The organism is Chloroflexota bacterium, assembly GCA_009840355.1.
In the GTDB taxonomy this organism is placed as follows: Bacteria; Chloroflexota; Dehalococcoidia; order Lucifugimonadales; family JADFKI01; genus Bin90.
Genome location: VXNZ01000014.1, coordinates 99,668 through 116,464 on the forward strand (window position 1 = coordinate 99,668; position 16,797 = coordinate 116,464).

The following is a 16,797-nucleotide window of genomic DNA, read 5'->3' on the forward strand; positions in this document are numbered from 1 at the left end:
CTATATATTCCCCGATGTCAGCAGCCCTGACTTGAAGTAAGGACAATAGGTTGAGAAATACATTCACCATAGCCTGGAAGGAGACGAAGGCGTACTTCACCACGCCGACGGCGTACATCGTTGGTGCGATGTTCCTCGTGCTGACGGGTATCTTCTTCGTCTTCGATATGACGCGTCCATTCGCAGAGGCGAGCGTGCGGAACTTTGTCTCGTGGGCGAGCCTGTTCATTATGTTCCTGGCTCCCCTCCTGACGATGCGCCTGCTCGCTGAAGAGCAGAAATTGGGTACGCTCGAACTGCTGCTGACCGCCCCCGTGCAAGACTGGGAAGTCGTGGCCGGCAAGTACATCGCGAGTTTCATCGCGCTGATGGTTACCATAATCTTCACTTTCTACTATGTGGCGCTGCTGTATGTATTCGCCACCCCTGACACCGGCCCGATACTTAGCGCATACTTCGGTCTGGTGCTCTATGGCATGGCAGCGCTCGCCATCGGCCTAATGGCGTCATCGTTATCCGGCAATCAGATTGTCGCGGCGGTAGTCGGCATCGGCATTTTGCTGACCTTATCGTTTATCGACCGGATAGCATCTATCGTGGAAGGCGTCGCGTCGGATGTGCTGAACGCCATTTCCATGAACGCGCACTTCACCGATTTCGCGCGCGGCGTCATCGACACGAGCCATATCGTCTATTACATAAGCATGGCGGCGGTATTCCTGTTTATCGCCGTCCGGTCACTAGAAACGCGCAGGTGGCGGTAAATGGTTGAACAAAGCGGCGGCGGAGAAAGCCTGAAAAATGTGGTGCTGTCTTCGCTGCAATCGACGGGGTTCTGGAGCTTCGTAGCGGCGGTAGTAGGTATCGTCGCCCTAATCGCCGGTGGGGCGATGTACCTCACTGTGGAAGAACTTCGGGACTTCTCCGTAACGGTCATCATAATCGGCATCGTGCTGGTGTTTCTCGCTCTGGTGCTTTCTCCAAGGGCGATCGCCATATTCCTCGTTGGGCGGCAAGGCAGGTACGGTAGCAACATCGTCGTGCTGACAATCGCATTCTTCGCGATAGTGTTGTTGCTCAACTTCTTGCTCTATCGTAACCCGACGCGCGTGGACGTAACGGCAACGCGCATATTCACCTTGTCCGAGCAGACGGTGCAGGTGCTAGACGGTCTGGACGGGCTCGTGCGCGCGAATGCGTTTTTCGTGCCGTCCGACACCAGAAGTGTCGCAGCACAGCAGCAAGCGGAAGACCTGCTTAACGAATTCACTCGCCGCAGCAACATGTTCAGCTATCGCTTCGTGGACCCCGAATTGCAGCGAAGCGTGGCACAGCAGTACGGCGTGACAACTTTCCCCGCCATAGTATTCGAAGACTTGGACGACGGCACGCAGCAAAGCGTTCAGACATTCACGGAGCAAGACTTCGTAACTAGCATTCTCATCGTAACCGGCGCAGAGCAGAAGATTGTCTATTACCTGACCGGACACGACGAAGCCGGCGCAACCAGAGACTTACTGTCCGGGGACATAGACTTAGACAACGGATTGGACTATGCCATTTCAGGAATGCAGCGCGATAACTACCGCGTGCTGCCCTTGAACCTTAAACAAGTAGGCGCCGTGCCGGAAGACGCCGCTGTAGTAGTAATAGCGGGGCCTAAGCAAGACTTGGACACCGATGAATTCGCCGCGCTCGACGCCTACATGAAGGGCGGCGGCAGGATTATCGCGCTGTACGACCCTACTACTCCGGATGGCTTCAACTTTCTGATAGCGCAGTGGGGCGTGCTGGTCGCGACCCGTGATCCCAGCACGAATATGCCATTGAGCATCGCCGACGCCGTTAGCAATGTCGCAGGCGAAGAGCTGACGCCGCTGCTGCAACGCGCGAACATTCAGTATTCTACAAGCACATCGCCAACCACGCAGGGCATACCGATCGCCGACCAGATAGATGTAACCTTCTTCCCCGAAGCGGCTGCCGTTGACAGGCTGATACCGCCGGAAGAGACACCGCCATTCGTGCGCATTTTGCCAATTGCAATGACCACACCCGCGAGCTGGCTAGAATCGAACGCGGAAGATGTGAGCTACAATGCGGGCGAAGAACGGCTGGGGCCATTCCCAATATCCGTGGTAGTGGAAGCCACAGGCACGATTGACGAATCGCTGCGCCACCCTCAGGCGAAATTCGTCGTGTTCGGCGACTCGGACTTCGCTAAGAACAAGTTCTTTGCATCGAGCGACAACGCGGATCTGTTCCTAAACTCGGTGAACTGGCTTGCGGAAGACTATGAGCTAATCTCCATTCGCCCGAAGGTTTTCCCATACCGCGAGCTTGTGGTGACCACACGAGAACGCGACTTCATCAAGTGGTCGAGCTGGTTCGTGCCGCCGGTCATCATGCTCATCATCGGCGCAGTCGTGTGGTGGCGAAGGCGCTAGAATACACGGACCAATAGCGTAGTACAGCGGTCAAGCGATTTCGGCGCGGCAGCGTATAGGCGTGCCCTGACTGGAATTGCAGCGCCTGACCGCACTCTTGGGAGAAATACCGGATGAACCTAAAGGCAACGGCAGCGATAGTCGTGGCGGCGGTTATCGTCGGCGCTATCGCTTGGAGCAATGTGTTCGAGATTGCGGTTACACGCCTGCAAGGCGACCTTGATGACTACCACGTCGTGCAAGCCAATCCCGGTCGCTGGGAACTCGTGGAGAAGAAAGCCGAAAGGTCTCCGTGGTTCTATCAAGTCCACGAAGACGACATCCGGACTATTCGCGTAAGATACCTCGAAGACAAGAGCGTGAGTTTCTACAGGACCGAAGAGGAAACCTGGGCGTTCACCAATCCGGAAGGCATCCCGCCGAGCTACAATCGGTGGGGCGGCATAACGCTGCTACTCAGCGGGCCTGGTACGCGGCGTGACCTGACCGCCGTGCAGCCCGTCATCGACAACCCGGTGCAATACGGCCTTGACAAGCCGGACACGATTGTCGATGTCGGCTTGACGGCAGATCGCAGCGTGCAATTCAGGCTGGGCGACCTGACGACAGACGGCAGGCATCACTACGGTCAAGTCGAAGGTTTCCCGGACCTGTTCCTCATCGCGTCAAGCTGGGGCGATGTCATCAGCAGGCTCGCCAACGAACCGCCCGTCCCGAAGTGGTACGAACGGCGTGACCCCACCGAGATAGTCGAGTTGAACGTCTATTTCGGAAATCCGGTGACCGAGGACACGCACCTGATTTCGTTCATCCAAGACTGGCGCACGAAGGAATGGACGGTCATTGATTACGCTGTCGATGAAGAAGAGCAACCCATAGACCTCGGTGTCTGGGAGCCGCTGATCCCGCTGGTGCCGGGCCCCGAAGGTATGACGGTCATCGTGCCGGCAGTTGACGACCAGGATTATACGCCTTGGGGCATTAACGACGACTCAAACGCAATCGAGATACGCTTCTCCGGCGAGACCGATAGAGGCACGCGATTCACTGACGGCGTGCTGCTGCTGCTCGGCGACAAGAGCGAAGACGGCAGTGTATATTACGCAAAGTCCGAGTCGAACTTTATCCGCCAGCCGATAATCGGCTTGCCCGCGGACTGGGTGGACACCTTTGTAACGCTGGCTCAGGATCCCCCTTACGGCGGATAATGCGCGAGTGCCGCCCGGTGATGTTGAGCTGGAATTTTCCCTGCCCTAACGTTTGCGCCGCAGTTGGGTATGCGAATGTGTCTGTGCTTAAACTGCTGGCCAACAGCGCACTTCCGATAGGCTCAAAATTATTGGAGACTATAACTATGCACGCTGAGATTCTGTCGATAGGCACGGAACTTCTTATGGGCGAGTTGGTTGATACCAACTCGTCGTATCTTGCGTCCGAACTTGCGAAACTGGGCATGGAAACACATTGGGTTACCAAAGTCGGCGATGACCCTGAGCGGTTGTTCCAAGCGATACAGCGCGCAAGCGAACGGTCCGACGTCACGCTGACATCCGGCGGACTCGGACCGACATCCGATGACCTCACCCGAGAAAGCATCGCCAGGGTCTGCGGCGAAGATATGACAGTGCAAGACGACCTGCTGGAACACCTGAAGGGCTTGTTCGCCAATCGTGGCTTTCCTATGCCTGAGACGAATGTTAAGCAAGCAACCCTGATTCCATCCGCGCAGGCGATTGACAACCCGGCGGGCACCGCGCCCGGCTGGTGGGTGGAACACGAGGGCAGCATAATCGTGGCGATGCCGGGACCGCCGCGCGAATTGCAGCGCATGTGGCAGCACGAAGTCGCGCCGAGATTGCGTGCGCTGAACCCAAACATCGCGATCGTCACCCGCAATCTGAAGACATTCGGCATATCCGAGGGCGGCTTGGACGAGATGCTGTCTCCCCTATTCGAGAGCGAGAACCCATCACTAGGCATATATTCCAAACAGGATGGCATTCATCTGCGAGCGATTGCCACCGCAAGCACCGAAGAGGAAGCGAGCGCGCTGATTGCGCCGATGGAAGCCGAGATACGGCGCATCGTGGGCGACGGCGCGATTTGGGGCACCGACGAGGACACGCCAGAATCTAGAGCGATCGCCCGGTTACGCGAACACGGTCTTACGCTCGCGATTGCAGACGATTTCACAGGTGGCGTACTGACAAGCAGACTGGCAGCCGTCGAAGGCGCGGACGAAGTGCTGCGCGGAAGTATAGTGGCCTCCGTGTCGGCGCTGAACAACCAGGGTGCGAATATCACACTGTCTGTTTCAGACGCGCTGAGCGGCAAGATGGGCGACGAAAATCTGAAAATTGCGGAACTGATGGCTCGACACGTGCGTGAGCGCTTTAACGCCGATGTGGGCTTGGGAATGACCGGCTACGATTGGGGCGGTTGGTATTCCGGCTTCATGATGCGTGACGAAGCCAGCCTGCAAACTCAGCCAATCCCGTTTCCTCTGTCGTGGCGGAATTCAGGGTTCTCAATGAGCGCGCTGCAACGCTCCGGCAGAGAGCGCATTCTAGGGCGCTCAATTACGCACACGCTAATACTCTTTGAGAGCTACATCAGCGGTAGGATGAACGGCGGTCAGACGGAAAACGGCGGTTGATAAACGATAGAGACACGACGCGAGATGTGGTTGCGGGGCAGTCAAAATGGCTGCCCCGCTTATGTTGCATTAGTCTGTCGTTATTGTTATCCCTTGCCCCGCTACATCGTTAGCTTCTTGTAGAGGTAGAGCAGGCGCGAGGGCAGTTCGTAGATGTCGTCAAGCACTTCGTAGCCCATGTCGGAGCACATCGTCTTTAGGTAATCGTGCCCGTTCTTGTCCACAGTGAGCGCGAAGGCGTTGATGCCCTTGTTCTTCGCCTCGTCGAGCGCCATCTTCGTGTCGTGGACGGCGTACTCCTTCTCCACACCTTCGCGGCTGTATCCCCTGTCCTGCGGCCTGCCGTCGCTGATTAGGAACATCAGCTTTGTACGTGCGTCCTGCTTGTCCAACTTGTATGTCGTATGGCGAATCGCAGGACCCATGCGCGTGGCATGCAGAGGTGCGATGCGGTCTATGCGCCGCTTCACTCGGTCGGAGAAGTTCTCGTCCAAGTCCTTGATTGTGTAGAACTCGACATTCTCCCTGCCGTAGCCCGAGAAGCCATATATTCCGTATAGGTCACCGATTGCCTCAAGCGCGTTGATGAGCAGGACAATTGCCTCTTTCTCGACATCGATTATGCGCTTGTACGACCGGCGCATAGCCTCACCTCTGCGGGTGCGCAACCAGACCATATACTCAACGGGGTCGTCCGGCGCGTCCCAGTCGTCCGTGTTCTTGCGCGTGTCGTCGATCGCCTCGGCGGTAGATGCGCTGGTATCCAGCAGGAATGCCACCGCTACATCGCGCTGCACTTTGTTGCGCCGCCAGTAGAACTTATCGCTGGGGCTGGCTCCGGTCTTCATGTCCACGAAGGCTTCGATGATGTCGTCTATGTCGATCTCTTCGCCATCTTCGAGCTTGCGCACCTTGCGGAACATCTCAGGCACCATCATCTCGAATTGCCGGCGAATCTGAGTAACCAGCGTGCCGTAGTTGCCGAGTGTGTTGCCGTAGTACGACGGGTCACCCTCTTGCATCGTCTTCTGGCGCACGATGCACCAGCGCGGCTTGTAGTCGTCCGCGCGGAAGTCCCACTCGTCGTACACGAATGTTTGCGGCTCGTTTGCCTCAAGCTCGCCGCCGTCTTCGTCCACATGCACGAGTGGGCCTTGCCCGAACTCAGGCGATTGCGGGGCGTCAACGCCCGCTTCCTTCATCAGGTTGTTCGCCATCACATTGCTAGACTGCTGTATCTCACCCTGCACCGATTCGAGTTCGAGCTCGGCGCTGTTCTGAAGAAGTTCTTCCAGCATTTCCTGTGTGATAGGCTCACCGCTTGCCTGGCCGGGTTCGTCCTGCTGCATACGCAACTGTTCCAAAAGCTGCGTGAGTTCCGGCTTGAAATCGCCTCGGAAATCCACCTCTTCTGTGGCTTCGTAGTCTTGTTCGCCGTCCGGGCGCATCTGCATTTCCATGCCCTGCGCTATCTGCTGCAGCAACGACTCCATCTCGTCCGGATCGACGTATTCCTCTTCCATTTCGTCGGTCATGTCCAGATCATCCCAGTCTTCCGGTGGCGCTTCTTCGTTGGGAATCTGCGATATGATCGCGTAGATTCGCAGCGTTGCTTCGGCAGTGTCCTCGACCTGTGCGTCTGGGTTGACAACCTGGCGCAATATTCGCCCGATTTGCTTCGCCTGCTCCTTGTACTGCTCCGGCGCGGGCAAGCCTTCGTACTGCTGTAGGCTCAGCCTGACCAAAAACTCGACCATCGCCTGACGCATCGGGAGTTCAGTGATGTTCGGGCGATGCGGTAGGGAGTCCTTTTGCACTTGAGTGTAAGTGTTCCGTATGCCGCGATACTCGTGCTTGACGCGAGCATCTAGGCGTGCCTCTTCGACGACTGTGTAGATGTCGAGCGCCAGTTTGCGGTCATCGAACAAGTCGAAGTAGCGCTGTATGTCGGTAACCCAGGCGCGCCCGGCTTCTTCGGCGTCAGACTCCGGCAGGCTGTCGCCGCTTTCGCTGGCACCATCGTCGCCGGGATGCGCCGCAGCGAACTTTTGCCGTGCGAATTCCTCTCGCAGGTCGTCGAACATCGTGGATGGCCTGTCGAAGTCGAACCAGAAGCTGCCGAATTCAAGGCGCGCGACTTGGTGCGTGGACACTACCTTGAACCAGTTGAAGTTCTCGTGCTTGGTCATGTAGCGGTCAACGAGCCCGGGGACGAAGACCGTCGAGCCTTCCGTCGTCGGCGATTCGCTGGACACCCAGCCTATATTCTTGTCGGCAAGTTCGCCGCTTTCGGACATCTTGATTTCCGCGCCCGCGAGACCGCGGCAGTACATCTCCATCACATCCTTGATGCGCTGGAATTCGACGCCGGACGACAGCGTTTCGAGCATCTCTTCGGAGCGCGCAGACTCTATCTTGAAGTACGCCAAGCCTCCGTCACTGTTCTGCATCAGGATGCTGACGCCCTCTGCGTACCACTTTTCGAGCTGATTCATCGTCAGCTTGTCCAACGCAACGGGGCATGCCTTCAAGAACTCCGGCACCGCATGCGCCGAGCGCGGCAGCAGCGCTTCTGCCATGCCAAGAATCTGCTCGTGGTCGTGCGTATCCACTTGCGAAAGTGCGTTGGATGTCTCCAACATTACGCTTGGGATGTTCATGCCGCCGTTCTGCACAAGCTGCTCGGCGAGTTTCAGGAAGCGCAACCGCTGCGTGCCTTCGATGCGGGGCAATGCGCGCGCGCCGGACTCAAAGAACGCCTTAATCTCGCGCCAACCGGAGTCCGTGAGCACTGTCGCCATGTTGATGAACGCCGCCTTGTCGTCACCAATCATCGGGAAGAGCTTCTGCCCAAGCGTCAGGCAGTCTGATGACAGGTCATAGGACCTGTGTGACAGCGCGTCTAGGAAATTGGCGAAGCGCTCCAACTCCGGGAAGCTAAGATCGTCTAGCAGCGCAGGGCTGGATTGGAAGAACTTGCAAGCCAGCGTGCTGGACTTCCAAGTGCCCTTATACAGCGTGCGCCCGAGCGTCGCCCAACTTTCGATGTGGCGCGAGCGCAGCTTGCTCATCGTACCCGGGCTTGCCTCAAAGTATGCGGTCGCAAGAGTGGGCGATTCCGCACAGAGTGCCTTGCCGCAGTCCGTCCATTGGAAGAAGTAGTTCAGCGGCATGTAGGCGAGCACCCTAGCGCTCACCTTGTAGAACTCGGCGGCGGCTTCCCACGAGCGCACGGTTTCTTGCGCAATTTCAAGGCCTGCGTTCGCCCAATCGTGCCTTTGCGCGTCGGTGAGATTCGGAGGCATCTGCACCAGCGCCTTGTCGAATTCGTCGACTACGGAAGCGGGAAACTTCCCCAACTCGACTCTGATGTCATCTAGCGTTGCCGACTGATTCTTCAAGGCATTGCCTCCCATGTAGAGGATTGGAGCATTTCGATAAAGCGGTCTATAATGCGCGCGGTGGCGCCGAAGATTATGTGTCCATCATACGCAAAGACGGGCGCGCATAGTAAGTCGCCGTTGACCACGCGCGTCTCGCCGCGCCAGTTCTCGGAGTCCATCAGTGAGGATACAGGCACTTCCAGCACTTCCGCAACCTCTTGTTCGCTTGGATCGAAGTCGTAGGGATACGGTATCGTGCCTGCGAACGGGTATGTCAGGTAGCCCGTCGTGGTGGCGGTATGGTCAAGCGCGCCGAAAACGCGAATATCCTGCGGGTCGATGCCCATCTCTTCGTGCGTCTCGCGGATGGCAGTGGCGAGCATAGACACGTCCTCAGGATCGCGCTTGCCGCCGGGAAACGAAATCTCGCCCTTGTGGCTGTCAACCCTGCTTGAACGCTTTTGCAATAGGATGCAATGCTCGCTATCCTTGCGAAAAACGAGCAGCATCACGCCAGCAGGCGTGAGCGCCGGGTCATCGACTTGCCTGTGCGGAGTCTCAGCGATAACCTGCTCGATGTAATCTATGAAAGTGTCGCACTGTTTGTCGCCCATAGGGGCATCTGCGCTTTCGCTGCTACCTGTTTCTGTGCTGCGGGTTCGTGCCGGTGGCAATTTCAACTGCGAAGAGCCTGTGGCGAGGCACTTCTTGGGATTCTTGCAATGAGATTACTCGCTGTCGTAGGCGTCCCGCAGTGTCTGGATATCTATCTTCTGCATGCGAAGCAGCGCTTCCATGACTGCTCCTGATTTGTCCGGGTCCCCGAGCAATTCCGGCACCGCGCTGGGAACTATCTGCCAAGACACGCCGAACTTGTCGCGCAACCAGCCACACATGTCGTGCTCGCCGCCTTCGCCTAGCCGTTCCCAGAAGTGGTCCACTTCGTCTTGCGTATCGCAATTTACCACAAAGGATATCGCCGCCGAGAACTGAAACATAGGTCCGCCGTCCAATGCCGTGAATCGCTGCCCGTCCAGCTCGAATGACACGATGCTGGCACTTTCTGCCGGACCGCCGCTGAGCTTGTGCGCGTCCACGATTCTAGCATTTTCGAAGATGGACACATAGAACTCGGCGGCTTCCATTGCGCGGCCGTCGTACCACAGGAACGGCGTTATCTTCTGAATCTGTGCCATGGCCGCACTGCGTTCTACTCGAAGATTGACGCGATAATCTCTTCGATGCTCCGCTGCACTGCCTCATCGTCGGTAACCGCCCAGTTGACCGCGACTTGGCACGCGCGGCGTGGCGAAATACCCTGTGCCATCAGCTTGCCGGCGTAGATGAGCAGCCGCGTGCTTGCGCCTTCGCCGAGACCGTGTTCGCGCAAGTTACGCACCTTCTCGCCGAGCTTTGCCAATTGCAGCGAGTCGTCCACATTAGCACCTGATTCATGCTGGATGATTTCCGCTTCGATGTCGCGCGGCGGATAATCGAACTCGATGGAGACGAAGCGCTGGCGTGTGCTGTGCTTCAGGTCCTTCAGCGCGCTCTGATAGCCGGGGTTGTACGACAAAATCAGCAGGAAGCCGTCCGCCGCCTCAAGTAGTTCACCGCGCTTCTCGACCGGCAAAATGCGCCGGTGGTCGGTAAGGGGGTGGATGAGAACGGTAGTGTCCTTGCGCGCCTCAACAATCTCGTCAAGGTAACAGATGCCGCCAGCTTTGACCGCGCGGGTTAGCGGCCCATCTATCCACACCGTCGAATCGCCTTCCAGCAGGTAGCGCCCCACTAGGTCGCTTGCGGTCAGGTCTTCGTGGCAGGCGATGGTTACCAGCGGAATGTTGTCGCCTTCCGGGCGTTCGACGCCGCGGCTGTCCGCCTGCTTGATGCTCGTAAGCGGCTGCCCGAGCCTATACGACATATACTCCACGAAGCGCGTCTTGCCGCATCCGGTGGGTCCTTTGAATATGAGAGGAATGCGCTGCTGATACGCCGCCTCGAACAGCTCTACCTCGTCGCCGACCGCGACATAGTAGGGTTCTTCGGTGAGGTGATATTCCTCGATGATGTAGCTTCGGTAGAGCGTGGTCGTTGATTGCGTCATCTTGTAAGTCTGCACTCCTTAACGGGCTAGAACCCTGCTGGTCCACAAGTCTTGAATCGTTGCCGATAGTTCTTCCGGTGTCGTACTGTTTTCGATCACCACATCCGCGTGTTCCACTCGTTCAGCCTGCGGCATCTGCGAATCGATGCGGGAGCGGGCGGTGGTTTCGTCCATGTTGCGCCGCCGCAGCCGTGCGATGACATCCGCTTCCGGTGAAACCGTAACCCAGACCTCATTGACCAGCGGCGTCCAATTCGCTTCAATTAGCAATGCGGCTTCGAGCACGGCATTCGTAGTGCCCTGCTCTGCCAGCGAGTTCAGTCGCTGCTCCGCGAGCGCGTATATGCGGGGATGCATTATGGCGTTGAGCTGCTGCAGCGCATTAGGGTCGCTGAACACGATGCCGCCGAGCGCGCGCCGGTCAATCGCGCCGTCGTCAGCGACTATACCATCGCCGAATGCGTCAACAACCGCACGCCAGCCCTCGGACTGAGGCTCGTAAACCTCGTGTCCGAGCAAATCAGCGTTCACGATGGCAGCGCCCAAGTCTTCCAACAAGCGCGATACGTGCGTCTTACCGGTGCCAATTCCGCCTGTTAAACCTATTACGAACATGGACCCTCTGATGTAGAGAAAATCATCACATTCTGAACATTCTAACAATCGCCCTATGGTAGGGTCAACAACGCGTAAATTTACCACTATTCAGGTGCAATAGCGAAACTGACGCAGATGGACAGGATAATTGGAATTAAACGACACACTTTGCCTGTAAGCAATGCGAGTTACCTATCGCTTATAATTGTGCGTGGGAGAATTGTAATATGACTTCAGCGTACAGATTATTACCGAGCGTGGAACGGATATTGTCGGACGAGCGCATCTCGGCGTTAGTGGATAAGCACTCGCGGCTGGCGATAACGGAAATCGTCAGGCAGCGACTCGCGGGCGCGCGCGGCGAAATCGCCGCAGGTGGCGATGCACCGCAGCTGCACGAGATTATTGCCGATGTCGCGGCGCGCGCAGAAGTGATGGCGCTACCATGGCCCCGCCATGTGATAAACGCGACGGGCGTTGTATTGCACACGAACCTTGGCCGCGCGCCGCTGAGCGACGACGCGAAGAACGCGACGCTGCGGGCAGCGCAGGGTTACAGCGACCTCGAATTGGACTTGGACACCGGACGGCGCGGCTCTCGGCAGGCGCACATCTCGAAATTGGTCGCGCGTGTAACGGGCGCAGAGGCGGCGCTAGTCGTAAACAACAACGCTTCCGCCGTGATGCTCGGTCTCGCGGCGATTGCAAATGGCAAGGAAGTCATCGTGTCTCGTGGCGAAGCGGTTGAGATTGGCGGCGGCTTCCGCATTCCGGATGTGTTGCGTCAGAGCGGCGCGACTCTGGTCGAAGTCGGCACGACCAATCGCACATACGCCAGCGACTACGAAGCTGCCATCACGGAACGTACGGGCGCGCTGCTGGCAGTGCACGCCAGCAATTTCCGAGTGATGGGATTTACGCACGCGCCGGAAATCCGAGATCTTGTTGAAATCAGCGCGCGGTGCGGCGTGCCGGTGCTGCACGACCTGGGCAGCGGATGCCTGCTAGATTCCGCGCAGTTTGGCATGATGCACGAACCCATGCCGCAGGAAAGCGTCAACGCGGGCGTAGGTCTGTCGTTCTTTTCAGGAGACAAGCTGCTAGGCGGTCCGCAAGCAGGCATAATCGCCGGCACGAACAATCTGGTCGATTTGGTTGCGCGGCATCCGTTGGCTAGGGCAATGCGTATCGACAAGCTGAGCATGGCAGCACTCGCCGCGACGATTGAACACTACCTACGCGGTGAAGCACTGGACAAGATACCAATCTGGCGGATGATTGCAATGCCACCCGATGTGGTCAAGCGGCGCGTCATGTACTGGGCGGATAATATAGGCTCGCACGCATCCGCGGCATCATCAAGATCCACGATTGGCGGTGGAAGTCTGCCGGGCGAGACGCTTCCCACATGGGTGCTTTCGATAGACTGCGATCGTGTTGAGGGCGGCGCGGAGGCTGTTGCAAAGCACCTGCGGGACGCAGATTCCCCCGTTCTAGGGCGCATCGAAGAGGGGCGAGTTCTGCTTGATGCCCGCACTGTGCTGCCTGAGGAAGAAAACGCGCTGCTGGCAACTGTACAGACTGCATTACAAGCCTAACACTGGCACAGAGGATACTGATGACACTCTTCGAGCATCGTTCACGGCAGGAACTCGGCAGCCGAGCGCCGCTTGCCGCGAGGATGCGCCCGCGCACTTTCGATGAATATGTCGGGCAAGAGCACATCATCGGGCGTGGAACCGCGCTGCGTAACAGCATCCAAGCCGACACGCTGCCGTCCATCATCCTTTGGGGACCGCCGGGCACCGGCAAGACTACACTCGCGAATCTCATCGCAAATGTAACGGGCAGCCACTTCGAACAAGTCAGCGGTGTGGCGTCCGGCGTGGCGGACTTGCGGCGTATCGCAGGCGAAGCGCGTGAACGGCTGGGCATGGGAGGGCAGTCCACGATACTATTCGTCGATGAGATACACCGCTTCAACAAAGCGCAGCAGGACGTCATCCTGCCGTATGTCGAAGACGGCACGCTGACGCTCATTGGCGCGACCACCGAGAACCCGTCGTTCGAGGTCGTATCACCCCTGCTATCCCGCGCAAGGGTGTTCGCATTAGAATCGCTGAGCGATGAACATGTGCGCCGCATCGTGCAATCTGCGGCGGCAGACGACGAACGCGGTCTCGCAGATTTGCGGCCGCACATCCCTGATACTGCCATAGACGCGCTGGTAAACCTCGCCAACGGGGACGCCCGCACCGCGCTCAACGCACTGGAACTGGCGGTCAGCGCAACCTCGCCTGACGAAGACGGCACACGGCACATCACCGTCGAAGTCGTGGAGGACGCTATGCAGCGCCGCTCGCTGCGCCACGACAAGGCGGGCGACTTGCACTACGATACAATCTCGGCGTTCATCAAGTCCGTGCGCGCGTCCGACCCGGATGCGGCGATCTACTGGCTTGCGCGTATGTTGGAAGCGGGCGAAGATCCGCTGTTCATCGCGCGGCGTCTAGTCGTTCTAGCATCTGAGGACATTGGCATGGCGGCGCCTCAAGCGCTCACGGTCGCGGTCGCCACGCAGCAAGCCGTGCACTTCATCGGGCTGCCGGAAGGCAGAATTCCACTCGCTGAGGCGACGGTATATTTGGCAACCGCGCCGAAGAGCAACGCGTCGTATATGGCGCTTAACAAGGCGATGGAAGATGTGCAGCGCACGCGCAACGAACCCGTACCGCTGCACTTGCGCGACGCCGTTACCGGCCTGATGCGCGATATGGGCTACGGAGACGGCTACAAGTACGCGCACGACTACGAAGGCAATTTTACGCCGACGCAGAACCTGCCGGACAGTTTGAAAAACCGGCGCTACTATCAGCCCGGCACGCAAGGCTACGAACGCACTGTCCGCGAGCGCATGGAACGCTGGTGGAGCGACAGCCGGAAATAAGCGGCACTATTGGAAATCACCGACTAACGCTTGCTTGGTTCAATCGATTCTTCGGACGTCCGAGCGAGCGTTGATTCGCCTCCCCTGTATTTCCCTGCCAAGCTGCGTACCAGCCGCAAGCCGTTGACGATTAGGATGCCGCCGCCAATGCCAATGGCGAGCGGCGCGCCGAGCAGCGCCGCAATCGCTCCGGTATGAAAGCCGGAAAAGCCAGTAAAACCCCAGCTGAACATTTGGAAGCTCAACACGCGCCCGCGCATTTCGTCAGGAACGGTGGTCTGCAATAGCGTGCCGAGCATCGTCTCATAGAGGGCGGCGCTGGCATGGGCGACAGCGATGAGGACTAGAGAAATTAGTAGCGAATTCGACAGGGCGAACAGCGTTAAGAATAACCCGAAGCCGATATAGCCAGCGATGAGGGCAGCACCTTTTGTGCGAATGTCACCGAATGCGGACAGTACTAGCGAAGCGACCAGCGCGCCCGTGCTTCCTGCCGATAATAGATAGCCCAGTCCTGTAGGTCCGGCGTCGATAACTTCATCCGCCATCACCGGCATCATGGTTTCGTGCGCCCAGCCAAACAACTCTGATGTCAGCATAAGGACGAACAGCAATCTGACGGCAGGCGTGCTGAACACATAACTCACGCCGTTCTTGAAGTCTTGCACAGGGGATGCTTCCGACTTTCTTGGGGTGCGCCGGACGCCGCGCAGAAAGGTCAGCAGAATGCCGGAGATAGCGAACAAGCCGCTCATAGCGAAATACGCCCAACCAATGCCGTGAGTATCCACCATCAGGCCGGCAATGGGCGGAATGACGATGCCCGCACTGGTCATTGCGGCAAAGTTTGCCGCCGTCGCCTTGAGCATGTTTGAGCGACCCGCCACATCTAGCACCAGCGCAGTGCGCGACGGCACCTTGACCGACATTATCGCGCCGTCGAGGAACGCTGTAACGATGATGTGCCAGAGTTGAATCTGTTCGGCGAATATGAGCGTGGCTATAGCCGCCGCTACACACACCTGAAAGAACAGCGCCGCCAAAATAAGGTACTTACGGTTCAGCCTGTCCGCAAGTACGCCCGCCGCCGTGCTGAAGAGCATGATGCTCAGTCCGTTGAAGCCGAATGTCGCACCGACCCAGAACTTGGATTCAGTAACCGTGAGCGCAAGCCAGCCGTGCACGGTAAAGTAGAACATCAAGCCCATGTAATTGACAACGGAACTAGCCCACAGCAAGCGGAAGCGGGGATTTCGTAGGATCAGAAGCATAAGTCGGACTTTGGCTTATGTTGCCAGATAGGGTGGATGGAATGTTTTCATTCCCATGCTAAACACCCCATACTAACCCTTTGCTCAACGGGGTGAAAGGGATTCGGCATCAGATACGCTATGCAGCGATTTCTTCGGAGGCGGACTCAGGCTGGTCGCTCCGGTATCTGATTGCTATCGTTCGTATGAGGCGCAAGCCGTTCAGCAGCACTATACCGCCACCAATACCGATGGCGAGCGGCGCGCCGAGCAGCGCAGCAATCGCGCCAACCTGAAATCCGGACAGCCCGCTGAGTCCCCATGTGAATGTCTGAAAGCTAAGCACCCTGCCTCTCATCTCGTTAGGTACGCTGGTCTGCAATAGCGTGCTGAGCATCGTTTCATACATCGCGACACTCGCCCAGGATGCCGCAAGAAGCACGAATGACAGGACCGGTGTCTTCGACAGCGCGAACATAATCAGGAATGTGCCGAAGCCGATGTAGCCGCCGGCGAGCGCTATACCCTTCCTGCGAATGTCGCCCACCATCGACAGCACAAGCGCCGATATAAGCGCTCCCGCGCTTCCTGACGCGAACAGGTAGCCCACGCCGGAAGGTCCCGTATCCAAGACCTCGCGCGCCATCACAGGGATCATCGCCTCATGCGCCCACCCGAAGATTTCCGATGTCAGCATCAATAGTATGAGCAGCCTGACCGACGGCGTGGTGAAGACGTATATCACGCCTTCCTTAAAGTCTTGCAGCGGCGATGCCACGCCCTTGCGCGACGCTCCAGTTACGCCCGTCAGGAACGACAGCATGATTGAGGACAGAATGAATGCGCTGCTCATCGCAGCATACGACCATCCGATGCCGTGATGCTCTATCAGCAGTCCGGCAATCGGTGGGATGACGATGCCCGTGCCAGTCATCGCAGCGAAGTTCGCGGCGGTGGCGTTCTGCACATTTGGCCGTCCGGCGACATCCATCATCAGTGCCAATCTCGACGGTACGCGGATGGACACCATCGCGCCTTCTATGGACGATGCGAGAAGAATGTGCCACAACTCAATCCGCTCAGTGAATATCAGCGTCGCCAATCCCGCACCAACACTTGCCTGCAAGATTAGCGTCATCAGCACGAGATACTTGCGGTTGAGCCTGTCCGCAAGCACGCCGGACACCGTGCTGAATACGAGGATGCTAGTACCGGCCACGCCCGCGGACGCGCCAACCCAGAAGGCAGAGTCTGTCACCGTGAGCGTGAGCCAGCCGTGCGCCGTGATGTGGAACATAACGCCCATCTCGCTGACGACCGAACTTGACCACAGCAGGCGAAGTCTTGCGTTGTGCAGTATTAGAAACATAGAAAGAAAGAGGCAGACGAATGTGTATAGTCTGCCTCAAG

The 16,797-nt window shown here is 57.8% G+C and carries 13 protein-coding genes; 6 read left to right on the forward strand and 7 right to left on the reverse strand.

The window, feature by feature from the left end:
* Positions 1-50 precede the first annotated feature (50 nt).
* The 4 genes from F4X57_04065 to F4X57_04080 all read left to right on the forward strand — a co-directional run bounded on the left by F4X57_04065 (position 51) and on the right by F4X57_04080 (position 5,103).
* The gene (locus tag F4X57_04065) at positions 51-764 is read left to right on the forward strand and encodes an ABC transporter permease subunit (protein MYC06335.1); all 714 of its coding nucleotides are present in this window, start codon (positions 51-53) and stop codon (positions 762-764) included.
* Positions 765-2,447: a hypothetical protein gene (locus F4X57_04070; GenBank protein ID MYC06336.1), complete on the forward strand. Its 1,683-nt coding sequence runs from the start codon at positions 765-767 to the stop codon at positions 2,445-2,447.
* Between the two features lie 113 nt (positions 2,448-2,560).
* Entirely contained in the window at positions 2,561-3,655 is a 1,095-nt protein-coding gene (locus tag F4X57_04075; GenBank protein ID MYC06337.1) for a hypothetical protein, read from the forward strand.
* On the forward strand, positions 3,655-5,103 hold the full coding sequence (locus tag F4X57_04080) for a CinA family nicotinamide mononucleotide deamidase-related protein (GenBank protein ID MYC06338.1): 1,449 nt from the start codon (positions 3,655-3,657) through the stop codon (positions 5,101-5,103). Before F4X57_04075 ends, F4X57_04080 begins: the two co-directional genes overlap by 1 nt.
* A gap of 101 nt (positions 5,104-5,204) precedes the next feature.
* Here F4X57_04080 and F4X57_04085 read toward each other — a convergent pair whose 3' ends face one another.
* From F4X57_04085 to F4X57_04105, 5 genes are all read right to left on the reverse strand, one after another.
* Positions 5,205-8,504, reverse strand: a complete 3,300-nt coding sequence (locus F4X57_04085; protein ID MYC06339.1) for a hypothetical protein — start codon at positions 8,502-8,504, stop codon at positions 5,205-5,207.
* A complete protein-coding gene (locus tag F4X57_04090) occupies positions 8,501-9,100 on the reverse strand; it encodes a CoA pyrophosphatase (protein MYC06340.1) in 600 nt (199 codons plus the stop codon). Before F4X57_04090 ends, F4X57_04085 begins: the two co-directional genes overlap by 4 nt.
* A 114-nt stretch (positions 9,101-9,214) precedes the next feature.
* Positions 9,215-9,682, reverse strand: a complete 468-nt coding sequence (locus F4X57_04095) for a VOC family protein (protein MYC06341.1) — start codon at positions 9,680-9,682, stop codon at positions 9,215-9,217.
* Positions 9,683-9,696: 14 nt separating this feature from the next.
* Positions 9,697-10,593, reverse strand: coding sequence for a CbbQ/NirQ/NorQ/GpvN family protein (locus tag F4X57_04100; protein ID MYC06342.1), 897 nt, complete (start codon positions 10,591-10,593; stop codon positions 9,697-9,699).
* 18 nt (positions 10,594-10,611) lie between these two features.
* Positions 10,612-11,208 (reverse strand): dephospho-CoA kinase, encoded by a 597-nt coding sequence (locus F4X57_04105; protein ID MYC06343.1) that lies wholly within the window; start codon positions 11,206-11,208, stop codon positions 10,612-10,614.
* Positions 11,209-11,417: 209 nt separating this feature from the next.
* On the opposite strand from F4X57_04105, the gene F4X57_04110 reads away from it, so the two are divergent.
* Positions 11,418-12,788, forward strand: a complete 1,371-nt coding sequence (locus F4X57_04110; protein MYC06344.1) for an L-seryl-tRNA(Sec) selenium transferase — start codon at positions 11,418-11,420, stop codon at positions 12,786-12,788.
* A gap of 20 nt (positions 12,789-12,808) precedes the next feature.
* Positions 12,809-14,137, forward strand: coding sequence for a replication-associated recombination protein A (locus F4X57_04115; GenBank protein ID MYC06345.1), 1,329 nt, complete (start codon positions 12,809-12,811; stop codon positions 14,135-14,137).
* A gap of 23 nt (positions 14,138-14,160) precedes the next feature.
* On the opposite strand, the gene F4X57_04120 is transcribed toward F4X57_04115, so the two are convergent.
* Together F4X57_04120 and F4X57_04125 are read right to left on the reverse strand one after the other, a co-directional pair.
* Positions 14,161-15,408, reverse strand: coding sequence for an MFS transporter (locus F4X57_04120; protein MYC06346.1), 1,248 nt, complete (start codon positions 15,406-15,408; stop codon positions 14,161-14,163).
* 118 nt (positions 15,409-15,526) lie between these two features.
* A complete protein-coding gene (locus F4X57_04125; protein MYC06347.1) occupies positions 15,527-16,756 on the reverse strand; it encodes an MFS transporter in 1,230 nt (409 codons plus the stop codon).
* Between the last annotated feature and the right edge of the window lie 41 nt (positions 16,757-16,797).